This is a genomic window from Agrobacterium pusense, from assembly GCF_900102105.1.
Classification (GTDB): domain Bacteria; phylum Pseudomonadota; class Alphaproteobacteria; order Rhizobiales; family Rhizobiaceae; genus Agrobacterium; species Agrobacterium pusense.
The window spans coordinates 708,586-732,752 of record NZ_FNBB01000002.1 but is presented as its reverse complement, the minus strand read 5'-3'; the positions used below and the strand labels follow the sequence as shown (position 1 = coordinate 732,752).

Annotated in this window: 23 protein-coding genes, 1 tRNA gene and 1 riboswitch; of the genes, 13 read left to right on the top strand and 11 right to left on the bottom strand. The window is 59.5% G+C overall.

All coding sequences use genetic code 11. The features are described from left to right. Positions 1-127: 127 nt before the first annotated feature. Positions 128-203: transfer RNA gene (locus BLU28_RS08430), tRNA-Lys, on the top strand. Between the two features lie 164 nt (positions 204-367). On the opposite strand, the gene BLU28_RS08425 is transcribed toward BLU28_RS08430, so the two are convergent. Continuing rightward, positions 368-811, bottom strand: a complete 444-nt coding sequence (locus BLU28_RS08425) for an energy transducer TonB (protein ID WP_222856666.1) — start codon at positions 809-811, stop codon at positions 368-370. A 402-nt stretch (positions 812-1,213) separates the two neighbouring features. On the opposite strand from BLU28_RS08425, the gene BLU28_RS08420 reads away from it, so the two are divergent. The 3 genes from BLU28_RS08420 to BLU28_RS08410 all read left to right on the top strand — a co-directional run bounded on the left by BLU28_RS08420 (position 1,214) and on the right by BLU28_RS08410 (position 2,344). Continuing rightward, entirely contained in the window at positions 1,214-1,465 is a 252-nt protein-coding gene (locus BLU28_RS08420; RefSeq protein WP_004442017.1) for a hypothetical protein, read from the top strand. A gap of 202 nt (positions 1,466-1,667) precedes the next feature. After that, complete coding sequence (locus BLU28_RS08415) at positions 1,668-1,892, top strand: hypothetical protein (protein WP_077986283.1); 225 nt, start codon at positions 1,668-1,670, stop codon at positions 1,890-1,892. 263 nt (positions 1,893-2,155) lie between these two features. Then, on the top strand, positions 2,156-2,344 hold the full coding sequence (locus BLU28_RS08410) for a hypothetical protein (RefSeq protein WP_004442020.1): 189 nt from the start codon (positions 2,156-2,158) through the stop codon (positions 2,342-2,344). 131 nt (positions 2,345-2,475) lie between these two features. Here BLU28_RS08410 and BLU28_RS08405 read toward each other — a convergent pair whose 3' ends face one another. Both BLU28_RS08405 and BLU28_RS26285 read right to left on the bottom strand, forming a co-directional pair. Further along, complete coding sequence (locus BLU28_RS08405; RefSeq protein WP_004442021.1) at positions 2,476-2,727, bottom strand: hypothetical protein; 252 nt, start codon at positions 2,725-2,727, stop codon at positions 2,476-2,478. A gap of 148 nt (positions 2,728-2,875) precedes the next feature. Further along, a complete protein-coding gene (locus BLU28_RS26285; RefSeq protein WP_004442022.1) occupies positions 2,876-3,034 on the bottom strand; it encodes a hypothetical protein in 159 nt (52 codons plus the stop codon). A 259-nt stretch (positions 3,035-3,293) separates the two neighbouring features. Here BLU28_RS26285 and BLU28_RS08400 point away from each other — a divergent pair, with 259 nt between their 5' ends. Further along, positions 3,294-3,731: a PACE efflux transporter gene (locus BLU28_RS08400; RefSeq protein WP_004442023.1), complete on the top strand. Its 438-nt coding sequence runs from the start codon at positions 3,294-3,296 to the stop codon at positions 3,729-3,731. A 59-nt stretch (positions 3,732-3,790) separates the two neighbouring features. Here BLU28_RS08400 and BLU28_RS08395 read toward each other — a convergent pair whose 3' ends face one another. From BLU28_RS08395 to BLU28_RS08380, 4 genes are read right to left on the bottom strand one after another with little or no spacing between them, the layout of a single operon-like run. Further along, positions 3,791-4,393 carry an ABC-type transport auxiliary lipoprotein family protein gene (locus tag BLU28_RS08395; RefSeq protein WP_077986284.1) on the bottom strand — a complete coding sequence of 201 codons (603 nt, stop codon included), beginning with the start codon at positions 4,391-4,393 and terminating at the stop codon, positions 3,791-3,793. Positions 4,394-4,408: 15 nt separating this feature from the next. Then, complete coding sequence (locus BLU28_RS08390; RefSeq protein WP_004442026.1) at positions 4,409-5,779, bottom strand: MlaD family protein; 1,371 nt, start codon at positions 5,777-5,779, stop codon at positions 4,409-4,411. Between the two features lie 8 nt (positions 5,780-5,787). Beyond that, entirely contained in the window at positions 5,788-6,627 is an 840-nt protein-coding gene (locus BLU28_RS08385; RefSeq protein ID WP_006697380.1) for an ABC transporter ATP-binding protein, read from the bottom strand. A 10-nt stretch (positions 6,628-6,637) separates the two neighbouring features. Then, complete coding sequence (locus BLU28_RS08380) at positions 6,638-7,798, bottom strand: ABC transporter permease (RefSeq protein ID WP_004442030.1); 1,161 nt, start codon at positions 7,796-7,798, stop codon at positions 6,638-6,640. A 143-nt stretch (positions 7,799-7,941) separates the two neighbouring features. Here BLU28_RS08380 and dgcA point away from each other — a divergent pair, with 143 nt between their 5' ends. Further along, complete coding sequence (dgcA, locus tag BLU28_RS08375; protein WP_077986285.1) at positions 7,942-8,925, top strand: N-acetyl-D-Glu racemase DgcA; 984 nt, start codon at positions 7,942-7,944, stop codon at positions 8,923-8,925. A gap of 297 nt (positions 8,926-9,222) precedes the next feature. Here the strand turns inward: dgcA and BLU28_RS08370 are convergent, their stop codons facing one another. Continuing rightward, positions 9,223-10,062 carry a UDP-2,3-diacylglucosamine diphosphatase gene (locus BLU28_RS08370; RefSeq protein WP_006697377.1) on the bottom strand — a complete coding sequence of 280 codons (840 nt, stop codon included), beginning with the start codon at positions 10,060-10,062 and terminating at the stop codon, positions 9,223-9,225. A gap of 229 nt (positions 10,063-10,291) precedes the next feature. Between BLU28_RS08370 and BLU28_RS08365 the strand changes: the two genes are divergently transcribed. The 3 genes from BLU28_RS08365 (at position 10,292) to BLU28_RS08355 (ending at position 14,370) form a co-directional block, all read left to right on the top strand. Further along, complete coding sequence (locus tag BLU28_RS08365; RefSeq protein WP_004442036.1) at positions 10,292-12,607, top strand: NADP-dependent malic enzyme; 2,316 nt, start codon at positions 10,292-10,294, stop codon at positions 12,605-12,607. Positions 12,608-12,729: 122 nt separating this feature from the next. Then, complete coding sequence (locus BLU28_RS08360) at positions 12,730-13,122, top strand: VOC family protein (protein ID WP_004442037.1); 393 nt, start codon at positions 12,730-12,732, stop codon at positions 13,120-13,122. 150 nt (positions 13,123-13,272) lie between these two features. Further along, on the top strand, positions 13,273-14,370 hold the full coding sequence (locus BLU28_RS08355; protein WP_168247057.1) for a DUF2865 domain-containing protein: 1,098 nt from the start codon (positions 13,273-13,275) through the stop codon (positions 14,368-14,370). 205 nt (positions 14,371-14,575) lie between these two features. On the opposite strand, the gene bluB is transcribed toward BLU28_RS08355, so the two are convergent. Both bluB and BLU28_RS08345 read right to left on the bottom strand, forming a co-directional pair. After that, a complete protein-coding gene (gene bluB, locus BLU28_RS08350) occupies positions 14,576-15,268 on the bottom strand; it encodes a 5,6-dimethylbenzimidazole synthase (RefSeq protein ID WP_092651278.1) in 693 nt (230 codons plus the stop codon). Between the two features lie 120 nt (positions 15,269-15,388). Continuing rightward, positions 15,389-15,571: riboswitch (cobalamin riboswitch) on the bottom strand. A gap of 70 nt (positions 15,572-15,641) precedes the next feature. Continuing rightward, entirely contained in the window at positions 15,642-16,472 is an 831-nt protein-coding gene (locus BLU28_RS08345; protein ID WP_077986287.1) for a TolB family protein, read from the bottom strand. Between the two features lie 190 nt (positions 16,473-16,662). On the opposite strand from BLU28_RS08345, the gene BLU28_RS08340 reads away from it, so the two are divergent. After that, on the top strand, positions 16,663-17,040 hold the full coding sequence (locus tag BLU28_RS08340; RefSeq protein WP_077986288.1) for a bleomycin resistance protein: 378 nt from the start codon (positions 16,663-16,665) through the stop codon (positions 17,038-17,040). A 272-nt stretch (positions 17,041-17,312) separates the two neighbouring features. Here the strand turns inward: BLU28_RS08340 and BLU28_RS08335 are convergent, their stop codons facing one another. Next, the gene (locus tag BLU28_RS08335) at positions 17,313-18,992 is read right to left on the bottom strand and encodes an NAD+ synthase (protein ID WP_004442045.1); all 1,680 of its coding nucleotides are present in this window, start codon (positions 18,990-18,992) and stop codon (positions 17,313-17,315) included. Between the two features lie 227 nt (positions 18,993-19,219). On the opposite strand from BLU28_RS08335, the gene BLU28_RS08330 reads away from it, so the two are divergent. The 3 genes from BLU28_RS08330 to sthA all read left to right on the top strand — a co-directional run bounded on the left by BLU28_RS08330 (position 19,220) and on the right by sthA (position 23,971). After that, complete coding sequence (locus tag BLU28_RS08330) at positions 19,220-21,160, top strand: LTA synthase family protein (RefSeq protein WP_168247056.1); 1,941 nt, start codon at positions 19,220-19,222, stop codon at positions 21,158-21,160. 116 nt (positions 21,161-21,276) lie between these two features. Continuing rightward, complete coding sequence (locus tag BLU28_RS08325) at positions 21,277-21,810, top strand: DUF1003 domain-containing protein (RefSeq protein WP_035210951.1); 534 nt, start codon at positions 21,277-21,279, stop codon at positions 21,808-21,810. A gap of 757 nt (positions 21,811-22,567) precedes the next feature. Further along, positions 22,568-23,971 (top strand): Si-specific NAD(P)(+) transhydrogenase, encoded by a 1,404-nt coding sequence (gene sthA, locus BLU28_RS08320; protein ID WP_004442050.1) that lies wholly within the window; start codon positions 22,568-22,570, stop codon positions 23,969-23,971. Positions 23,972-24,167: the final 196 nt, after the last annotated feature.

Genomic DNA, 24,167 nt, shown 5'->3' with positions numbered 1-24,167 from the left:
ATTTCCAGGCTTTTCCAGCGCGGCCGAAATTTTTTCGTCACAAAAATCGAAGAAATTTCATTTACGCGCTGGACAAGCCCAAACTTCCCCTTTATACGCCCCCTCACACCGCCACACGGTGCCGGTCGGGTGATTAGCTCAGTTGGTAGAGCAGCTGACTCTTAATCAGCGGGTCGTAGGTTCGAGCCCTACATCACCCACCAAATTTCTCCATAATGACAAGACGTTGCGATGCCGGATTGAAGCATCGCGTGAGATTCGGAAGCCTCGTCTTAGGTCTGGCATTCCGCGCGATAGCAGTAAATTTGCTGCCGGCAGTCACGACGCCAGCGCTCGAAGCGGCGCGCGTGTTTTCGCCTGACCTCCTCTAAAGTTCCAGCGTCGGCACAGGCTCTTTTACACCGACAAAACGCGGCGCCAGCGGCCGGCCGGCGATACGGCTTCCAAACTGCTCGGTAAAGGGAACAGGTGCCGCCCGCCTTACCGCCTCGATGGCGGATTCGATGAAGGCCCTGCGTCTTGGACTATCCTCCTGCGGGCGCGCGGCAATCACCACCACCTTGTCCCTTATCCTTCCGTCCTTGTGCAAAATGAACTGCAGCGTCACCACCAGTCCCTCCGTGTCCTCCGGCGGCGCCCAGCAGGCGAAGATGGCATCGAACATTTCGTTGAGATTGCCGACAGGCGTAGGGTCGTTGCAGGCGCGCGACTGAGCGGAAGCCTGCGTCAGGAAACCTGTCAGCACGATGGCGCAGGCCACAAGGCCCGAGAGCTTGCCGGTCGGGCAAGCCGGGAATGAAAGAATGAACAAATTTGCTATCCTTTCCTCGCGAAACAGCCGCAGGATGGTGAGCCCGTGCCGCTTGTCAGTAAGTGATGGTTAAAATATCAATGAAATAAAAATGGGATATATCGCCTAACCTAGATACAAAATTATGAAGCAAAAATACTAATGAACTTTCTCAAATCCATCACAATAATATTTATATTACACAATATATTACAAAATATACCACCATTAATCAAGATATACGTTAAAACCGCGCCACAGAAAGGAAATTGACATAATCCCCGGGCGGTTTTTCAGTCATGCTGCGTCGAGGCAACCAACGATCCCGGGATGCCTCTTCAAAATCTTGCGATGAAGCGGACGAAAGCGCGATTCTCGGCGTTGCGGTGACGTTACTTCCGCAAAGCTGTCTCAATCATCCCTATGATCGAGATTATGAGATTACTCATCACCATATTGCTGTTCGTCCTCGGCGCGGTCGGGAGCGGGGTATGTGCGTTTTTATTATCGGCAGCCCTTGCCGATTCCGGGCTCCTCGGCTCCTGTTTCGAGGGAAGCTGTGCTTTCGCGGCGCTTTTCATGGTGCTTCCGGTCACATGGTTCGTCCTTTTCGCGCTTTATGTCATGGCTCTGCTGATCTGGAGACGAAAACCCTTCCGCAACCGAAGCCTCTGAAAAAGCGCATCCCCGCCTCATCGCTACCGGGCATTCGTTGACAGCGACAGGCACTTGCCGTTAACTCCCGCCTGCTGGGGGATTCGCTGCCAGTGATATCGGGCCCTGCGGGGCATATCCGGTATCACCGGCCTCTGAATGTGCATGTTCCAATTTGCGTTTCGCGTTTGAAGGACATGACGGAAAACAGGGAGACCAAACGATGCGGGCCGCAATCAATTCCCCGTCGCTTTCGATCGACACCATGGACTATCAGGCCGAGTGCCAGTTTGCACTGGAACCCTCCATTCAGGGGCTCATTGAAAAAGCCGAACATGCCGGCTGGAACCGCCAGCAGGCCGCACTCGCCATCGTGGCGCTCGCCAGCGAACATCTCACCGATATGTTATCGACGCTCCCAGCGCCGGACCAACGCCCCCACTCCTGAATGCACCCTGCCGCCGGGGCGGATCAGCGCCCGGGTACTTCTGATATTTATCCCCACACACCGATCCCCAGGCTGGCGTAGGCTAAACGTCTCCACCGCAGGCGCATGATGCGCCTTGCGGAGCCGTGCCGGGCCCCACGCCCGCTGCCACGTGATACGCCCCTGTTTACCCAGCAATGTCGGAATGGCGCTGACAGCCTGCCTTAGTGTTGACACAAGCGGCCAATAATGAGAACATATAGTGAACATTATGGAGGTCAGCGATGAACACAGCAGACGCAACCATAGAAAATGCCCTCACCGTCGTGGCCCGTTCCCGTGACATGCGCGAGCGCGCGCTGGAACGCCGGCGCGAATTGCAGCGGCGCACCGAGGTCATCATCACCCGGCCGCTTTACGTGCTCAAGAAGAGCGAAGGACCGCGGCAATTGTCGCTGAAGCTCGACAGCTGAGGCTGTCTGCCTTTCTGGTGACGTTCAAACGCTGCAAAACGGCGGCGGCGCGACGCAGCCAGGTAATGAAAAATCCCGTGCGGATCACATCGCGCACGGGATTTTCAGAATGAAGAGATCATGGTCCTGTCTTATTGCATGCGTTGCATTGCGGCTTCGGGCTCGCCGGTCGTGGCAACCGCCGCGGCGGGAAGGCGATCGGTCTTTTTCAGGATGACGACGGGCTTGTCAGCCGGTTCCGTCGGCGGAACGATGCTTGCGGTTTTGAATTCGCGGTCGACGGCAGGGACGGAAGCGTTGATCTTTTCATGACCCGCGCATTCCGCAAGCGCTGCGCTGGCGGAAAAACCAAAGACAGCGGCGATAATGAGAACTGATTTCATGTCATTCTCCCTTCGCTTTTATGGCAATCTCCAGTCTAGGTGGAGACGAACCGGATTGAAAATCACACTTTAGAGACACCTTATAAACTTAACGTCGGCAGTCGTCGTTTCGATATGCGAATGGTGCGCCAGAACTGGCCGTGCTTTGTTATTTCTTCCGCAGATCCAGCGGATTTCCGCAAAGCGGTCTGCGAAATATCATCGCCACGTAACTTCCCTTGAGGGAAATCAGGCTTGGCGTGTAAGTCGAAACCTTCGCCTGGTTGGCGGCCTTGATCGTTCTTCCTTCGAGGGAATTCTGCTGCATTGCACGACTCCTTCCGTAAGCGATAACGAAAATGCACTGGTCTTGTTCCGATCACGGTTTCGTTGGTGCAGTCGAAAGAATGAACGTGTCGCCGCCTGTTTTTTCTTCCGCGGCGGCGAGACGAAGCAGGCGGAACACTCCCCAAGTCCCCCATGCTTGAAAAATCCGCCCGAAAGCTATATATGACCAGGCGCGAGGACGACCTCGGCCACATCGGCGACAGCATGCGGGACGGCCCGGTCACAAACCGGAGAATAGAATGCGCTCCCTGCAAGATCGTATCCGCCACGCCCTCAGTTTCGAGATCATCGGGCTTCTGCTGGTCATTCCACTCGGCGCATTGCTGTTTGGCATGCCCATGGAGGATATCGGCGTCGTGGGCCTCGTCAGCGCCACGCTCGCGACCATCTGGAATTACGTCTATAATCTCGGCTTCGATCACGCCATGCAGCGCCTGAAGGGCACCACGCTCAAGACACCCGCCATTCGGGTCGGGCACGCGGTGCTGTTCGAACTCGGCCTGCTGATCGTCCTGATGCCCTTCATCGCCTGGTATCTGAATATCAGCCTTGCCCACGCGCTGGTGATGGATATCTCCTTCGCGCTTTTTTACGTGGTCTATGCTTTTGTCTTCAACTGGAGCTACGACCGCGTCTTCCCCCTGCCGGAATGGAAGTCGCAGCAGGACGCCGCCTGAAACGATCGGGAAAATACCGATAGCGTCCGTGCCGGCACCGCGCCTGCACGGACCAACCGTCAGAGAGACTTCAGCGTCCAGGCCACAATCTCGCGCGTCGCGGCGGCAAAGGCCTGGTCGAGTGCTTTCACGAAATTGGCGTTGCCTGAGCCGCTGACGCGGGCGCTGGAACGGAACACCTCCTGCGCCTTCACCGTGCCGTTTCGGTCGTTGAGGAGCTTCACCGAGATTTCGATATTGGCGAGGTTCTTCGCCGTATCGATCTCGAAGGCACGGATATCGCTCACGACCTGATAATCGATCGCCAGCCCCTGCCCCGGCCTGCCGACGCCGCCGAGTTTGCCGGTATCCTCGAACGCTTCCACGAGCTTGGATTGCACCATACGCGGCAGGCGGTCGCTCCACTGCGAATTGCCGAGATATTGCACTTCCGAGCCCGAAAGCCGCACCACGATGTTTTCGCTGTCCAGCGCCTTCAGGGCGGTCGGATCGGCAATCAGCAGCTGACGGCTTTTCAGCGACGGCCCCTGCGTCACCGCCGCCGGCGAGACGGAGAGATCGAAGGTATCGTTCTTCGGCGCGCCCGCGCAGCCCGCCATCATTGCAGCAAACAGCGGAGCTAGAACGAGGGCGCGGCGTTGGCCGTTCATCGATAGTCTCATTGGCCCATACCCCTCTTAGCGCCTTGTTCTGCCGTCATATTGTTTCACGGTTTCGCCGCCGAAAATCAACCGTTGCGGATCGCGGTCGATATTGGTGATGGCATTGTTGAGATTGTCCACCGTCTGTCGCGTGCTGCCGATCAATGCCTGGAAATCTTTCAGGCCCGAGCTTGAGAAGCGGGTCAGATTGTCGGCGATCGGCCCGATGCGGGCATTGAGATTGTCGGCCACCGCCTTGAAGGAGGTGAGCGTCTCACGCGCCTTGGCAAACAGCGAATTGGCGTCGTCAGTGCCGAGCATGCCGTCCACCTTGGCGAGAATCCCATCAACGCGGCTGGAGGCCAGGTTCAGCTTGCGGCCCATCTCGGTGAAATCGGAAACCGCCTGATCGATATCGGCGCGCCGTGCGCCCACATCATCGGCGATCCGCTTGAAGTTCGCGACAGCATCGCGCGCATCGGCGGTCGCAGAGGAAACGTCGTCAACCACGGTGCCCACCTTGGCGGGATCGACGGAGGCGAGAAGCTCATCCGCGCGCTTGACGACCGTTTGCACTTCCGTGCTTGCCGCCTCGAAATTGCGCGCCGTGCTCTGCACCGTTTCCATGATGCCCTGAATATCGCTCGAAGCCGACGCGACATCCTTCGTCACCTTGTCGACATTGGACAGGATGGAATCGATCTTGCCGGCATCCACTGCCTTCACCAGATCTTCGATGGCGCTCAGCGTGCCGTCGAGGCGCACCGAGACCGACTGTACGGTGGTGGAAAGCGAGCTGAGGCTGGCAATGAAATTCTTGATGCCATCGGAGTTTGCCGCCAGCGCATCGGAGAATTTTTCGGCATTGCGAACCGTCTGCGTCAGCGGGCCGCGCGCATCCTGCACGAAGCCCTGCAATTCGCCGATGGCGCCATCGGCGCGCTTCAGTATCTTGTCGGCGGTGGCAAGCAGGTTGGTGACGCTGGAAAGATCGGCCGTCAGCTCGGCCGGAACACCGCTTTCGACGGCTTTCTGCAGAATGCGCTCGCCATCCTTGTTGCCGCCGGAAAGCTCGATATACGCCGCTCCGGTCAGGCCCTGAATTTCAAGCACGGCGCGTGTGGAAGGGAAAACCGGCGCATCCGCCTGTACCTCTGTAAAGGCGATGGAATAGGCCGGGTCGTCGCGGTCGATTGCAAGCCCGCGCACCGTGCCGACGGGAATACCGTTGAAGCGCACCGGAGAGCCTACCGAAAGGCCATTGGCGGAGCCCGGAATACGCACCACAAGCTGTGCTGTCGGGCCACCGCGGCCGAATTCCGCCATCCAGTAAACGAAGCCGAATGCAGCGGCGATCACGATCAGCGTGAAAATTCCGACTATGGTGTAGTTCGCCTTGGTTTCCATGCTTCTCGTTACTCCACCGGATGTTCCTGCCTGTCGTCCGGAAGAACGACAGAGCGCGCCCGTTTACCGCGGAAATAGGACTGCACCCACGGGTCGTCGCAGGCAAACATGTCCTGCAGCGTCCCTTCCACCAGCACCTTCTTCTGGCCGAGAACCGCAATGCGGTCACAGACGGAGAACAGGCTGTCGAGATCGTGCGTCACCATATAGACGGTCAGGCCGAGCGAATCGCGCAGCCGCGCGATCAGCATATCAAATTCCGCCGCCCCGATGGGATCGAGGCCGGATGTCGGCTCATCGAGGAAAACGAGGTCGGGATCGAGCGACAGCGCCCGGGCAAGGGCAGCACGCTTGATCATGCCGCCTGACAGTTCGGACGGGTATTTGTCGCCCGCATCGGGCTTCAGCCCCACCATCTCGATCTTGAGATAGGCAAGCTCGTCCATCAGTTTCTTCGGCAGATCGAGATATTCGCGCATCGGCAGCTGGATGTTTTCCTTCACCGTCAGGCCGGAAAACAGCGCGCCCTGCTGGAACAGCACCCCAAGCCGCTGGTCGAGCCTCATGCGCTCGTCCTCGCCCGCCTTGTCATAATCAGAGCCGAGAATGCTGATCGTGCCCGCCTGCCGTGGCAAAAGCCGCAGGACCGTGCGCATCAGCACGGATTTTCCGGCCCCGGAGGGACCGATGAAACCCAGGATTTCGCCGCGATAGACATCGAGATTGAGATCTTCCAGCACGTTCCGGCCGTTAAAGCCGACTGTCACGCCCTCGACGGAAAGCACCACCTCGCGGCCGTCTTTTCCGGTCTTTGCCTGCTGCTGCGGTTTCTGGTCCAGTGTTTCCAACGCGCCCTCCCTAGAAATCGATGGCTGCGTAGAAGATGGCAAAAAGACCATCCACCAGAATGACGACGAAGATCGACTTCACCACCGAGGAGGTGACGTGCTGGCCGAGCGATTCCGCCGAGCCGCCCACTTTCATGCCCTCCACCGCCGCGACGATGCCGATGATGAGCGCCATGAACGGCGCCTTGATCATGCCCGCTGCGATGGTCGATTCCTCCACCGCGCCATGCAGACGCGAGAGGAACACCTCAAAAGTGATGCCGGAATAAAGCAGCGCCACGATGGCAGCACCAAAAAGCGCGGCAAAATTGGCGAGAATGGTCAGAAGCGGCAGCGCAATGGTGAGCGCCACCAGCCGCGGGAACACCAGCACGCCCACGGGATTGAGGCCAATCACCTTCAGCGCGTCGATTTCCTCGCGCATCTTCATGGAGCCGATTTCGGCGGTGATGGCGCTGCCGGAGCGGCCGGCGATCATGATCGCAGTCAGCAGCACACCGATTTCACGCAGCTGGAGAATGCCGACCAGATCGACGACGAAGACCTCAGCCCCGAAATATCTGAGCTGGAACGCGCCTTGCTGGGCGATGATGGCACCGATCAGGAACGACATCAGCATGATGATCGGCACGGCGCGCACGCCCATATGGTCGATCTGGTTGACGATTGCCGCCGGCGAGACGCCGCGCCCGCGTCCGAGCTTCATCTGCGCACCGCGCACTGCCGAACCCAGAATATACATGCCCGCCAGGAAATCCGCGCCATTCTGGACCACGGCCTTGCCGATCGGAGAAAAGATGCGCTCCACCAGTCCCTCACGCGCGACCGGCTCCGCCTCCATCTCCGCCTTGTCGGGCAGCTGCCCGATCACCTGCTCGATACGGTCGTTGCCGCTGAGCGTGACGGTCGCACCATTCGCCTCGAGGTCCTTGCGCAGGCGCTGGATGATCCAGGCGCCGGTCGTATCGATGGACTCGACGGAGGAAAGCTCGATCTCCACCGGGCCGGCGGGTCTGCTTTTTTCGATCTTATCGAGATCAGGTAAAACGGCGGAGAGATTACTGTTGCGCCAGGAGCCGCTCATGACATAGCGCAGGCCGCCGCCGGAGACGGTGCCGTCTTCGGTGATTGCGGCCGGGGTCGCCTGTTGCCGTGTGTCCTGTTCTTGCATAATGCTCCGAGCGAATGCAGCCGTCACGAGATTCTTAAAGGTTTCATAACGTTTCGGCCTCCGGCAAGCCACAGTGGCAGCCGACAATTCGTGATAAATTTGGCGTCATGTGTCATTTGACGCCCAATCGGAAGTGAAAAAACATGCCCCGTTACCTTCAAGCCACAACAGAACGTTTCGCCGTTGCTGGCAGCTTCACCATTTCACGCGGCACCCGGACGCATGCGGATGTCGTAACGTGCACCATCCGCGATGGTTCCTTCACCGGCAGAGGTGAATGTGTGCCCTATCCGCGATATGGCGAAAGCATCGAAGGCGTCATTGCCGATATCGAGGCGATGGCGGAGCGGATCGCCGCAGGCCTGACGCGGCAGGAGTTGCAGCAGGCGATGGAACCGGGTGCGGCCCGTAATGCGGTGGATTGCGCGCTTTGGGATCTCGAGGCGAAGATGAGCGGCCAGAGCGTCGCCGAGCAGGTCCTCGGACAGGAGGCAGAGCCGCTCGTCACAGCCTATACGATTTCGCTTGCAGACCCGGAGACCATGGCCGCAAAGACCGCAGAGAACGCCGGACGTCCGCTTCTGAAGATCAAGACCGGCACAGCCGACGATGAAGCCCGCCTGCGGGCCGTCCGCGCAGCCGCACCCGAGGCGCGCATCATCATCGATGCCAACGAAGGCTGGAACGACGACAATATCGAATATTATCTGAGGCTTGCGGCAGAGCTGAAGATATCGCTGATCGAACAGCCCCTGCCCGCCGGCAAGGACGCCATTCTCTCCCGTATCGACCATCCGGTGCTGATCTGCGCCGATGAAAGCGTGCATTCCACCAAGGACCTCACCGGCCTGCGCGACCGCTACGACGCGATCAACATCAAGCTCGACAAGACCGGCGGCCTGACGGAGGCGCTTGTCATGAAGGCGGAGGCCGAAAGGCTCGGTTTCACCATCATGGTCGGCTGCATGCTCGGCACCTCGCTGGGCATGGCACCTGCCGTGCTTGCCGCGCAGGGCACGGCCTTTGCCGATCTCGACGGCCCGCTGCTTTTGGCCGAGGATCGGGAGCCTGGGCTGGTTTATGAAGGGTCGCTTGTTTATCCGGCGCGGCCGGAATTGTGGGGGTAGAGCTCTCGCTAAGGGTCCGGACTGGGTTGGTGCCTAGAGGCTGCATTCGCACCCTCTCTCCGGTGCGTCACCGGAAGGTTACTGAGAAGCCTCTAAAGCCTCACCTCCGTCATGCCGGACCTGATCCGGCATCCAGCCACGGCGCGTCTGCGCCGTGAGAAATAAGTCTTACGCGATCAAAGACTTGATCGCACTGGATCCCGGCTCAGGGCCGGGATGACGGTATGCGGATGCTACAATTTCAACCAACACTCGTTTACAGGTGAGCCTACCATCAGCGCCCGTCAAACGCTCCAATCACGCCGCGTGCTTGCCAATCAGCCCCGGAATATTCACCGGCTCCATCTCGTCTGATGTCTGCTCGGCAACCACTTCGCTCGTCTGCATCCAGGTGATCAGCTCGAAGCTGCCATCGGCGTTCTCGGCAATCGCCGTGCAGCTTTCCACCCAGTCGCCGGTGTTGATGTAACGTATGCCGTCCATGTCTTCCATGACGGCGTGGTGAATATGGCCACAGATCACGCCGTCGACATTGTTGCGCCGGGCTTCATCCGCCACCACACGCTGGAATTCACCGATGAAGTTGACGGCGTGTTTCACCTGCAGCTTGGCCCAGGCCGAAAACGACCAGTAAGGCAGGCCGATGCGGCGGCGTACGGCGGCGATGGCGATATTGATGGCGATTGCTGCGTCATAGGCCCAGTCGCCGAGATAGGCGAGCAGGCGGGCGTTGCGCACCACCACGTCGAACTCGTCGCCATGGATGATGAGATATTTCCTGCCGTCGGCCGCCTCATGGATCATGCGCTCGGCCACTTCGATGCCGCCGAAATGCATGCCGGGGAACTCCCGCAGGAATTCATCGTGATTGCCGGGAATATACACGATGCGGGTTCCCTTGCGGGCCTTGCGCAGCAGCTTCTGTACCACGTCGTTGCAGCCCTGCGGCCAGTACCAGCTGCGGCGCAGGCGCCAGCCGTCGACGATGTCACCGACGAGAATGATCGTTTCGGCCTCGTGATGTCTGAGGAAGTCCAGCAGATAGTCAGTCTTGGCCGCCTTGGAACCAAGATGAACATCCGAAATGAAAAGCGTTCTGAACTGTCTGGTTTCGATTTGACCGGCCACGGATTTCATCCCCCTGTTCGGTTGCGTCCCTGCGGCTTTCTTCCCTCTCAGAACCAGACTCGTGTTTCAGCAACATGACAGCGGCCGTTTTTTGCAGGGAATATGACGAAACGCTTCACGAAAACGCGAATAAGCCGTGGCCGCATTTGCATAAGACGCCCGTAAATAACGGCTGTACCACGGGGAAGTTTGTTGTATTCAGGGGTCCAAAATAAAACCAGATACGACGGTGGAAGACATGACCTCTCACGATAAGAACAACACGCCCGCCAACACGGCAAAGGCCGACATCGAAGAACAGGCGCTCTTTTTCCACCGCTATCCGCGCCCCGGCAAGCTGGAGATCCAGGCCACCAAGCCGCTCGGCAACCAGCGCGATCTGGCGCTCGCCTATTCGCCGGGTGTCGCCGCACCCTGCCTCGCCATCCATGAAAATCCGGAAATGGCGGCGGATTACACCGCCCGCGCCAATCTCGTCGCCGTCATCTCCAACGGCACGGCCGTGCTTGGCCTCGGCAATATCGGCCCGCTTGCCTCCAAGCCCGTGATGGAAGGCAAGGCCGTCCTTTTCAAGAAATTCGCCGGTATCGACGTGTTCGATATCGAGATCGACGCGCCCGGCATTAACGACATGGTTTCCACCATCGCGGCGCTGGAACCCACCTTCGGCGGCATCAACCTTGAAGACATCAAAGCGCCGGAGTGTTTCGAGGTGGAGCGCCAGCTGCGCGAGAAGATGAACATTCCCGTCTTCCACGACGACCAGCACGGCACCGCGATCATCGTCGCCGCTGCTGTCACCAACGCTCTGGAACTGGCCGGAAAGTCCCTGTCCAGCGTCAAGATCGTTGCCTCGGGCGCCGGTGCGGCAGCCCTTGCCTGCCTCAATCTCCTCGTTGCGATGGGCGCGAAGAAAGAAAACATCTGGGTCCACGACATCGAGGGCCTCGTTTATGACGGCCGCAATACGCTGATGGACGAGTGGAAGGAAGTTTACGCCCAGAAGACCGACAAGCGCGTGCTGGCCGAAACGATCGACGGCGCCGATGTCTTCCTCGGCCTGTCGGCGGCAGGCGTTCTGAAGCCGGAACTGCTGGAGCGCATGGCGGAGAACCCGCTGATCCTCGCGCTTGCCAACCCCAAGCCAGAAATCATGCCGGAAGAGGCGCGTGCCGCCCGCCCGGACGCGATGATCTGCACCGGCCGTTCGGATTTCCCGAACCAGGTCAACAACGTGCTCTGCTTCCCCTATATCTTCCGCGGCGCGCTCGATTGCGGCGCGACGACGATCAACGAGGAAATGAAGATGGCCGCCGTGCAGGCCATCGCGGAACTCGCGCGTGAGGAAGTTTCCGAAGTGGCCGCCAAGGCTTACAGCGGCGAAACGCCGATCTTCGGCCCGACCTACCTCATCCCCTCGCCCTTCGATCCGCGCCTTATCCTGCGCATTGCCCCGGCCGTTGCCCGTGCTGCCGCCGCAAGCGGCGTTGCCGCCCGGCCGATCACCGATTTCGAAGCCTATCTCGACCAGCTGAACCGCTTCGTCTGGCGCTCGGGTTTCATCATGAAGCCTGTCTTCAACGCCGCAAAGGCCGCCGAAAAGAAGCGCATCATCTTTGCCGAAGGCGAAGACGAGCGCGTGCTGCGCGCCGCCCAGGTGCTCTTGGAAGAAGGCACCGGCATCCCGATCCTCATCGGCCGTCCGCAGATCATCGAAACGCGCCTCAAGCGTTTCGGTCTGCGCATCCGCCCGCATACGGATTTCGCCGTGGTGAACCCGGAAGACGATCCGCGCTACCGCGACTACGTGGATGATTATTTCGCCCTGGTCGGCCGCGCCGGCATCAACCCGGAAGCGGCACGCACCATCGTGCGCACCAACACGACTGTCATCGGTGCGCTGTCGGTCAAGCGTGGCGAAGCCGATGCGCTGATCTGCGGTCTCGAAGGCCGTTACGACCGCCATCTGCGCGACGTGAACCAGATCATCGGCAAGCAGGACGGCGTCCGCTCCTTCGCCGGCCTCAGCCTGCTCATCACCCAGCAGGGTGCGCTGTTCCTCACCGATACCTTCGTCAACAACGATCCGACATCGGAAGAAGTGGCCGAAATGGCCATTCTTGCCGCGAAGGAAATCCGCCGCTTCGGCATCACGCCGAAAATCGCGCTCGCCAGCCATTCCAATTTCGGCTCGCGCGATTCCGAAAGCGCCCGCAAGATGCGCCGCGCGCTGAAGATCGTGCAGGAGGCTGCACCCGAACTGGAAGTGGACGGCGAAATGCAGGGCGGCTCGGCCCTGTCAGAAGCGCTGCGCAAACGCGCCATGCCCAACAGCGTGCTGACCGGCGAAGCAAACCTGCTGGTCTTCCCGAACCTCGATGCGGCCAACATCACGCTGGGCGTCACCCGCACCTTGACGGAAGGCCTGCATGTCGGCCCGATCCTGCTCGGCACGGCCCTGCCCGCCCACATCCTGTCGCCAAGCGTCACCTCGCGCGGCGTCGTCAACATGGCGGCCTTTGCCGTGGTGCAGGCCTCGCACCCTTCGGTCTAACACCCCGCTAAATTGATCCAGAAAGCCGCGCGCATTGACGTGCGGCTTTTTAGTTGCGAGTATAGAAAATAATACAGATTTTTAGATTTAATATTTTATTTTATTATTTATGAGCGAAAGATATGCTTGATCACGTTGAGATATATGTTTCAGATATCGAAAAATCGTTTCAGTTCTGGTCAAGCATTCTGCAAAAGATTGGCTACGATGTAGCCTCCCGTTGGGAAAGCGGCTTTACTATCGCAAATGACAAGGATGCCTACCTGACCTTCGTACAGGTGGAGAAAAAGCATCGTGAACGCGATTATCATCGTTGCGGCGTTGGGCTCAATCATCTCGCGTTTCAGGTCGCGTCTCGCGGCGTGGTGGACGAACTCAAGATGCATTGCGCCCAAAACCATGTTTCGGTTCTCTATGACGACCGATACCCCTATGCGAACGGCGATAAAAATTATTACGCGCTGTTCGTTGAAGACCCTGACAGGATCAAGGTCGAATTCGTGTCCGCCGAATAGGTGGAAAAGCGACACGCGGTCGGCGTTAACGCAGTTTTGAACATGCTGTTGCCGCAATGCGTCAACAGCTTATGTTATCTTCCTGAAACACGGATTTCCTGAAGCATAACACCCCTGCCACCGGCCGGGGACATCAAACGGATCGCACAATTGACCCGGCGCAGCCGTATCATCGGCCTTCTGCTTCCCCTTGTTTTCATCGCTCCTGCCGCTGCCCTTGCGGATCAGGTGTGCGATACGCTTTATCAACAGTTGCGAGAACCACCCCGTGTCATCGGCAACACGGCCGAGGTGCGGCGTTACGCCAATGCGCTTACCCACCAGAACATCCTCATCCGCAAGATCAGGAACGACATGCGCAGCTATGGCTGCTCGTCCGGCAGCGTCATCGTTTATGGCAATCCTAATGCCGGGCTCTGCGCCGAGATCGGCGATGCGCTGGTGGATGCCGAGGCCGAACGCGACGCGATCATCCGCGATCGCGACGACGCCATGGCGGCGGCAAGGAGCGACGACGGCGATACCAGGCGCGAGCGCATTCTTGCCGCCCTCGATGCCAATGGCTGCGCCCCCGCTGAGGAGATGAACCGTCAAGCATCGCCTGCACCCGATGTGACGCGTTATCCCGATGCCTTCAGGCAGAATGGCGGTGAGCCGGGACAGGCGGGCCTTTCCCCTTACCCCAACGCCGCGGAGGGCGGGCTTCGCACACTCTGCGTGCGCACCTGCGACGGCTCATTCTTCCCGATCGCCTCCAACGCCTCGCCGCTCGATTTCCGCGCCCAGGCCGAACAGTGCCAGAAAATGTGCCCGGGAACCGAGACGGAGCTCTATTTCCACTCCATGACGGATCAGGAAACAGCAGACATGGTGTCCGCTGAAACCGGAAAACCCTACAAGGACCTGCCGACCGCCTTCGCCTATCGCAATGCCTCAACGAAAGCGCCCGGCTGCGCCTGCAACATGGCCGCCTATCACGAGGAGATGCAAAAGCAGGAACAGGCGTCCCGGCCGCAAGCCGAAAAGCCCTATTCCAGCATCACCACCATTCCATCGCCGCAAGGTGACAAGGCCCCGAAGCCCGCCGAGCAGCAGGCCGCAAAGCCGCCGGAACAACCTGTTCCTGAGCGCGACTATGACCCGAACGACACAAAAGTACGCGTCATCGGGCCCAAATTCCTGCCGGACCAGACCGGCAAGATCGACCTGAAGAACCCGGCGCTGAAGGGTATCCAGCCACAGCAGTGAAATCTCTTCTGCACGCGGAATGGTGCGAGCGCGTGCCCCTTGTTTCTTCTCCCCGGCGGGGAGAAGTCCGCGGCAGCGGGATGAGGGGGCAAGCTCTCCGTAAATCTCTACCGTTGCCCCCTCATCCGACCCTTCGGGCCACCTTCTCCCCGGCGAGGAGAAGAAATGCGCGGCAACGTCCCGCCCTTTTCGCAGGCCTCCGGGTCTATACCCCACCCCAGCGGTTACGAAAAACAAGCTCTTCCAGCGGCACGCGCTGCCGCCAGCCCTTCACCGCCAGTTCCGGTTCGGTATAAAGCGTATCGACCCGACCGAGGCACAGCCAGGCGACAATCTCGATATGATCGGGGATATCCAGAATGGCCCTGATATCGCTGTCATGGAAAATACTGACCCAGCCGACGCCGACGCCTTCGGCGCGGGCCGCGAGCCAGAGGTTCTGGATGGCGCAGACGGTGGAATAGACATCCGTGCGTGCATTATGGGTGCGACCCAGCACCACCTTGCCACCCCGTGTCGGATCGCAGGTGACGCAGATGCTGAGCGGCGCCTTGCGGATGCCTTCGAGCTTCAGGCTGCGATAAAGCGCCTGCTTTTCACCCGTAAACATCGCCGCCGCCTCTTCATTGGCGCGGCTGAAGGCCACCCATGCCGCCTGGCGCACGGCGCCATCGGTGACGAGGGTGAAGTTCCACGGCTGCATGAAACCGACCGAGGGCGCCGAATGCGCCGCCCTCAAAAGGCGCTCGATGAGATCATCCGGCAGCGGGTCCGGCAGGAACTGGTCGCGCACATCGCGGCGGGTTTCGATGGCACGATAGACGGCCTCACGCTCCTCGCCGGAAAACGGGCGGGCGGGTGAAAGCGCGTGATCGAACGGGTTGGAGTCGGGCGGCATGGCGACGGGCGGTTCGGTCTGCATCGTTTATCCCTAACAATGCGGGGCGGGCCGGTGCCGAAACCATGGGAGGTTTGCAGCGACAACGCGCTTTCCAGCAACCTGCCGCCGTCCGCGCGGTTCGGTCCATCCTGCCAGGCCGGTCTTCTGACTAAGCTTCATCCGCCCCGTTTCGCCTTCCCGAATTGCTCCAGTGGCATGAGAAAAAGAGCATCCGCCTCACAGCGTTGGGCACGTTCCGGTTTTTCACCGGATTCCCGATTCTCCCGCCGAAGGGCGGGCACCTGACGGGTGAAGCTATGGGCAAAAAAGCTTGCGAACACAAGTGCCGTGCAGGTGGTGCGGCAATGTGGCCTGCCGCACCTTACCTTCATCATTCCACCGGGAAATATCTGACATAAGCGAACTCGTCGCCATCAGGTGACCAGTTGGGAGAGTTCATCGTGCCCTGCCCGCCAAACAGCTCGAAAAGCGTTTCGACATTGCCGCCATCCATATCCATCAGCCGCACCCGCACGTCGAGATCGCGGGGATGATCGAACACGTCGCCGTCATAGGAAATGAAGACAACCTTGTCCCCCCTTGGTGACGGGTGCGGAAACCAGTCGCCATAGGAGCTGTCGGTGATGCGCTCCACCGCTGAGCCATCCACCCGCACCCGCCAGATTTGCATCCGTCCGGTGCGGCTGGAATTGAAATAGATCCACGCGCCGTCAGGCGAATAATCCGGCCCGTCATTGCGGCCCTCACCATGGGTAAGGCGTGTCTCAACGCCGTTGTCTATGTCCATGGAATAGATATCGAAAATCTGATCGCGAATGCCGCAATAGGCGAAGCTTTTCCCATCCGGTGACCAGCCGTGCCAGTAGGAAGGAAGGTTCTCCGTCATCAGCCGCGGCGTGCCGCCCGCCGCGGACAGGAGATAGATGGCGCTCTTGCCGAATTCCACCTTGTCGGAAATGGCATAAAGCGAACCGTCAGGCGAAATGCCGTGGTCATTGTTGCAGAGCGTGGCAAAGCCGGTATCGACCTCCTCCGGCGACGCGTCAGCGGCAAGAGACAGGCGATAAAGCAGCCCATCGCTGTTCAACAGCAGATATTGTCCATCCGGCGACCAGTTCGGTGCCTCGAACAGGTCAGGCGTCTGCCACACAATCCGCATCTGTCGCGTGCGGATGTTGAAGATTTCGATGGAACTGCGCATTCTGCCTCCCGGGCTTTAAAAGTCTGGCTCGGACCGTTGGCACGCGCGCACATTCCGTTTGCTTTAACCACCGCCGTGATTATGATCCTATGGCCGCAGGCACCGTCCTGCAAATTCAAATCGGAAAAAACGCCAGCGTTCCGGCACCGCCCGTGACCCTCCCCGTTTCTCCCAGATCCGAGGTTCCGCGATGAATACCATCGCCGATCACGGCATCCGCTTCGGCCGGATCGCCGCAATGCTTCCTGTCAAAAATATCGAAAAGGCCCGTGACTTTTACGTCGGCGTGCTGGGTTTCGCAAAGACCTTCGAAAACGGCAACCCTGTCGGCTTCATGATCCTGAAACAGGGCAATGCCGAGCTGCACCTGACATTACAGCCGGCCCACAGGGCAGCTCCTTTCAACGTGGCGCATATGATGGTGAGTGATGTCGATGCGCTGCATGCGATTTGCAAAAGCCATGGGCTGCGCATCATCAAAGGGCTGCAGGACAAGGATTATGGTCTGAGGGCCTTTGTGTTTGAAGACCCTGACGGCAATCGTATCGATGTGGGGCAGGTTATTTGAGGTGAGCGGCGCGGAGTTTTCCGCGCCAATCAAGACGCTCCGCTGTGGATCGAGCGCATGACACTTGTTTCTTCTCCCCGAGGGGGAGAAGTCCGCGGCAGCGGGATGAGGGGGCAAGCAAGCTTCGTGATATACGGAGGGGTTGCCCCCTCATCCGACCCTTTGGGCCACCTTCTCCCCGGCGGGGAGAAGAAATATGCCGCACCGTCTCACAATGCGCTTGCCCAATTCATTGAGCAGGGACGGCGTTAAACGCGCCTTCCCGAAACGCCCTACCGATCCCGGAACCGGTTGGTGATCGGATAACGCCGGTCCCGCCCAAAGTTCTTCTTGGTGATCTTCACACCCGGCGCCGATTGCCGGCGCTTGTATTCGGCGAGATAGAGCAGATGCTCCACCCGGTGCACGGTCGCCACATCATGGCCGCGCGCCAGAATTTCCTCGACCGACATTTCCTTCTCGACAAGGCACTCGAGAATATCGTCCAGCACCGGGTACGGCGGCAGCGAATCCTGGTCGGTCTGGTTGGGGCGCAATTCGGCCGATGGAGCCTTGGCGATAATGTTGGCGGGGATCACTTCGCCGGAAGGGCCGAGCGCGCCCGGCGGCACATGGGCGTTGCGCCAGGCGGAAATGGCATAGACCTGCATCTTGTAGAGGTCCTTGATGGGGTTGAAACCACCATTCATGTCGCCATAAAGCGTGGCGTACCCCACCGACATCTCCGACTTGTTGCCCGTCGTCACCACCATTGAGCCGAACTTGTTGGAAACGGCCATCAGGATGGTGCCGCGCGTGCGGCTCTGCAGGTTTTCTTCGGTAATGCCCTCTTCGGTGCCCTCGAAAAGTTCTGACAGCGCAGACAGGAAACCTTCCACCGGCTCCACGATCGGCACGATATCGTAACGGCAACCGAGCGCTTTCGCGCAATCGGCGGCGTCCTTCAGCGATTCTTCCGAGGTATAGCGGTAAGGCAGCATGATGCAGCGTACCCGCTCCTCGCCCAGCGCATCGACGGCAAGGGCGGCGCAGATCGCCGAATCGATCCCGCCGGAAAGGCCGAGAACCACGCTCTTGAAACCGTTCTTGTTGACGTAATCGCGAAAACCCAGCATGCAGGCGCGGTAATCCGCCTCCTCACCCTCGGGAATCTTGGAAAATGGCCCGCTTTCGCAGCGCCAGCCATCCGCTGTGCGTTTCCAGTCGGTGACGGCAAGCGTGGCTTCGAACTGGCTCATCTGGAAGGCGAGCGTCTTGTCGGCATTGAAGCCAAAGCTCGCACCATCGAACACCAGCTCGTCCTGCCCGCCCAGCTGGTTGGCGAAAACCAGCGGTAGGCCGCTTTCGATCACCTGCCGGAGTGCCACCTGATGGCGCACATCCAGCTTGCCGCGGTAATAGGGCGAGCCGTTCGGCACCAGCAGGATTTCCGCGCCGCTTTCGGCCAGCGTCTCGCAGACGCCCATGTCGTTCCAGATTTCCTCGCAGATCGGAATGCCGATCCTCACGCCGCGGAAGTTATAGGGCCCGGAAATCGACCCTTCGGAGAAAACACGCTTTTCGTCAAACTCGCCGTAATTCGGCAGGTCGATCTTGTCGCGCAGCGCAATGATCTTGCCGCCATCGAGAAGTGCCACGGAATTGTGCCGACCCGTCTCGCCCTGTCGCGGAAAACCGATAACGATACCCGGCCCGCCATCGGCGGTTTCCGCAGCCAGTTCTTCCACCGCTTTCAGACATGCTTTCAAAAAAGCAGGTTTCAGCACCAGATCCTCGGGCGGATAGCCTGAAATGAAGAGTTCGGTGAGAAGCAGAAGATCGGCGCCCTGCGTTGCCGCATCGGCCCTTGCTTCACGCGCCTTGGCGAGATTGCCCGCCACGTCGCCAACGGTGGGATTGAACTGCCCGACGGCAATCCGGAGATGGTTCTCTATATCGTGTCTGTCGCTCATAACCCTTCAATACCGCGCCCGTGATCGCTCCGCAACGCAGCAATTCCCACTTGCATTCATTCGTGCGCTTCTCGACACAGCCGCCCTCACGCGAAGGTTATCGCGCTTATATGCACATCTCATAAAGTTCATGTCGCGTTCATCGCGCTTATGTGACAGTTACATGACACTTTTGCGACACCCGATTCACCTCCCCGGATCGGTGCTGGCGCCTGAAATACCGGAGTATGGGTTTGAGAGATTCGGCGCCAAAAACAACGGCTTCCGAAAAGGTTGGTTTTGTCTTTTCGCCTGCATGGACAAGGAGCCTTTCGAAGCTTTCTGGCACGGCCTACACGCTTGCCAACCTGACGGTCGCGTCCGTCGTGTTGGTCGTGGCGTTGGAATGGGTCGTCCGCGGCTCGCTTCAGGATGTCGGCACTTTCATCAGCTCCTCCGCGCGTCCGGGCATGACAACCATTGCCGCCGTGCTCGCCCTTCTCGTCGCGCTGGATTCGATCCTCGGCCGGCGTTATCTTTCGCTGATTGCGGTCGCGCCGCTCTGCGCACTGGTGGGGCTGATCTCAGCGCAGAAACAGACCTATCTCTCCGATCCGCTTTATCCCTCAGACCTGTTGTTCGGGCGGCAGATTCTCGAACTTTTGCCAACCATGCTGAAGGCGCAGCCGTTTACGGCGATGCTGGTGGGTCTCGGCCTCAGCGCCGCAATTGCCTCTCTCGCGGCTCTCTGGCTGCTGGCGCACCGTCATTCGCCGGTATTGCGCTGGCGTGAGCGCGCCGCCGGCCTTGCGCTGGCGCTGCCGCTTCTCGCCAGCCTCGCCTCGCTGATGGACTATTCGCATTATTCCTGGGTGCGCGATCGCCTCAACATCATCCCCATGATGTGGGATCAGCAGGAAAACTACCGTCACAACGGCTTCCTGATGGCCTTCGCCTTCAATATTCCCATGGCCAATGTCTCGGCGCCGGAGGGTTACGGCGAAAACAGCATCGCCGATCTCACCTCGGAACCGGCATCTTTCGCCGCCAACAAGGGTGATTACCCTGACGTCATCATGCTGATGAGCGAGTCCCTGTGGGATCCGACCCGGCTTGAAAACGTGAATCTCTCGGCCGATCCCATGCCGACCATCCGCGCCAAACAGTCCGGCAACGTGTTTTCGCCCGAGTTCGGCGGCATGACGGCAAATGTGGAATTCGAGGCCTTGACCGGCTTTTCCAACGCCTTCCTGCCCTATGGCAGCATTCCCTACCAGCAATATATCCGCCGCCCGGTGCCCTCGCTCGCCAGCTTCTTCCGCGGCGAAGGTTATTCCGCCATCGCAGTTCATCCGTTCCAGGAATGGTTCTGGAACCGCAAGCAGGTCTATAAAAATTTCGGCTTCGAGGAATTCCGCTCCGAAGAGACGCTGCCGGCCATGGAAAAACGCGGCAATTTTGCCTCCGACGACGCGCTGATGGAAGAGATCATGGCGACGGCGGACCGGACGCAGAACCCGCTCTTCCTCTTTGCCGTCACCCTGCAGGGACACGGCCCCTATGAGACAAACCGTTACGCCGAAAACACCATCGGCATTGAGGGCGAACTCTCGGCTTCGGCCTCGCAGGCGCTCGCCACCTATTCTCAAGGGGTGGTGGAAGCGGACGAAGCGCTGCTGAAGCTGATGCGCTGGGCAAAGAAGCGCGATCGTGAGACCATCATCGTCCTCTTCGGCGATCATCTGCCGCCGCTCGGCCAGACCTTCGTGGAAAGCGGCTATATGCCGGGCATGGTGGCAAGCCGCCGCGCACCGCTTGAGGTGATGAAGAAGGAGCACGAGACGCCGCTCGTCGTGTGGTCTTCGAAGAAGGGCGTGCGTAAGAATATCGGCACCATCAGCCCGGCGCTCTTGCCCTATCACGTGCTGAAGACCGCAGGCTTTTCCGATCCTTTCTATACCGGCACGCTGGGTGAAGTTCAGCAGGCCTTTTCCGTGATCGACCGGCACATGCTGGTGACGGCCGGTGGCGATGCCCTGCCCGACTGGTCGATCGCGCCGAACGCGGTCCCTGACGTGGTGCGCAATTATCGCCTGCTGCAATTCGACATGATGTTCGGCAAGCAATATGGAAAAGAGCGCTTTTTCCCCGGCTTCAATTGGCTGCACGAGGGCGCGCCGTCGGTGTAATGAATTTCGGCGAGGGACGCCTGAACCCATGGTGGCGGAAAACGTTTGAATTCCGCCATCATGCGGGTTTATCTCGGGAAAACTCCGCACCGCCAATCAGAACCGGAGACACGCCCGTGTCAGATATCTCCGACTATATCGTCTCTCATTTCAAGCGCTCCTCTCGTGAAATCGGCGAGGTGGAACGGCGCATTCTCGAGCTGGCGCACCAGAAAAAGCTGGTTTCGAGCGATATTAATGCGGAATTTTCCGCCGGCGCCAGTTTCGGCGACAGGCTGGCAGACAAGATTGCCAGGGTCGGCGGTTCCTGGAGTTTCATCCTCGGCTTCTGCTTTTTCCTGATTTTCTGGGCTATCATCAACACCATCGTACTGACCACCCGCGCTTTCGATCCCTACCCCTTCATCTTCCTCAACCTGCTTCTTTCCATGCTGGCGGCCATTCAGGCGCCGATCATCATGATGTCGCAGAATCGTCAGGCCGCCCGCGACCGCTTCGAGGCCGCCAAGGATTATGAGGTGAATCTGAAGGCAGAACTGGAAGTGCTTTCACTGCATGAAAAGATCGATGTGAAAGTGCTGGCCGAACTGGCTGCGCTGCGGCAGGACCTTGCAGCACTTCACCGCCACGTCACCCGCAAGGAAGACTGACACCGGAAAAATTCACCCCCGCTTTTCCCCGCTCCGCGACAGGCTGTTATATTGGTCGCAGTCCTGCCGGGTGGACGCCAGACGTGGCGGAAACCAAAGGACGGTCCTGGTGGTGGAACGCTGGCAACGTTCGTGGAAAGGACCATGTCGCAGGGTGCAGTGCACGGTCCTTGCGAGATACGGCATGGTGAAAGACCCGGCTGCGCAACGCATCCGACCCACACCAAACCAAATCAAGGCGCAGCCGGGCAATCGCCCGACCTCTCTAGCGATCACCCGCTCGGCAGTGCCGTGCGGGATGAAGCTGTTGGGGTTTTAGGGGCATGTTCAGGAAAAGTGGACGGAGGTGGGTGTGGCTTACCCCCCTCTGCCCTGCCGGGCATCTCCCCCTCAAGGGGGGAGATCGATATGCGGCTAGGTTTCGACTATCTCGAAGTTTGAGAATGAGCCGTAGGAGAGCCTCTTGCCGATCTCCCCCCTTGAGGGGGAGATGCCCGGCAGGGCAGAGGGGGGTAAGCCACACCCACCTCCCTCCGATGTGAATCGCGCGACCCTCCGGAAAATCCCCACCCAGTTACGAATCCGTCAGATTCTTGCGCTACAGATTGACGCAGGCGTTTGTTGCATTGCACTCTAGCGGGCAAGGCAAACGGGGGAATCACTCCCCATCGTCAAAATGGCATCACGACCATTTCGCGGCGACGCCATGCCGGATGCGACATCCGGTATCGAAATGCATTCTATTCCGGGGTTTTTCATGCACCAGTTCGATCTGATTGTTGTCGGCAGCGGTCCGGCGGGAAGACGGGCCGCCATTCAGGCCGCCAAGCTCGAAAAGAAGGTTCTGGTCATCGAGAAAGGCAGCCGCGTCGGCGGCGTTTCGGTGCATACCGGCACCATCCCTTCAAAGACCCTGCGCGAGACGGCGCTCAACCTCACCGGCTGGCGCGAGCGCGGTTTTTACGGTCGCTCCTATCGCGTCAAGCAGGAGATCGACGCCGAGGACCTTCGCCGCCGCCTGCTCATCACCCTGGATCACGAAGTGGAAGTGCTGGAACACCAGTTCGCCCGCAACCGCGTGCAGCACATTCGCGGCACGGCAAGCTTCGTTGACGCCAACACCATGAAGGTGGTGAAGAACGACGGTGAGATCATGAATGTCACCGGCACTTCCATTCTGTTGACCATCGGCACCCGCCCCTACCGGCCGCCGCATATTCCCTTCGATGGCGAAGCGGTGCTCGATTCGGACGAGATTCTCGAAATCAAGGAACTGCCGCGCTCCATGATCGTGGTTGGCGCGGGTGTCATCGGCATCGAATATGCCACCATCTTCAGCGCGCTCGACACGCAGGTGACGGTGGTGGAACCGCGCGAAACCATGCTCGAATTCATCGACAAGGAAATCGTCGAGGATTTCGCCTATCAGCTGCGCGACCGCAACATGAAGCTGATCTTCGGGCAGAAGGCGGAAAAGGTGGAGCGCGACGAGAGCGGCAAGTGCCTCGTCTCGCTCGGCAATGGCCGCGTTCTGAAGGCCGAGACCGTCCTCTTCGCCGCCGGCCGTGTCGGCGCCACCGATACGCTCAACCTATCGGCCTGCGGGCTGGAAGCCGACAGCCGCGGCCGCCTGAAAGTCGATCCTGAAACCTTCCAGACGTCCGTGCCGAACATCTATGCAGCCGGCGATATCATCGGTTTCCCGAGCCTTGCCTCCACGTCCATGGAACAGGGCCGCATCGCCGCCCGCCATGCCGTTGGCGCACCGGCCGGCGAACCGCCGCAGTTCTTCCCTTACGGCATCTATGCCGTGCCGGAGATCTCCACCTGCGGCCTGACGGAAGAGGAAGTCATCGAACGCAACATTCCCTATGAATGCGGTATCGCCCATTTTCGCGAGACCTCCCGCGGCCACATCATGGGTCTCGACAGCGGCCTCCTGAAGATGATCTTCTCGCTGAAAACCCGCCGCCTGCTCGGCGTCCACATCGTCGGAGAAGGTGCCACCGAACTGGTGCATATCGGCCAGGCGGTGCTGAACCTCAAAGGCACGGTGGAATATTTCGTGGAGAATACGTTCAACTACCCGACACTGGCGGAAGCCTACAAGATTGCCGGGCTTGATGCGTGGAACCGCATGGGTGAGATCAAGAAGGATTGAGGTTGCACGGGGGCGGCTTTTGAGACGGCGGAGTTGCCGTAATCGGCCTTCTGAGAAAGCACAGCATCCCCATCCCGTCATCCCGGCCTTAAGCCGGGATCCAGCGCGATCAAGTCTTTGATAACGAAAGACTCTTTCACAGCGCCGACTCGCCGTCACTGGATACCGGGTCAAGCCCGGCATGACGGAGGAAAGG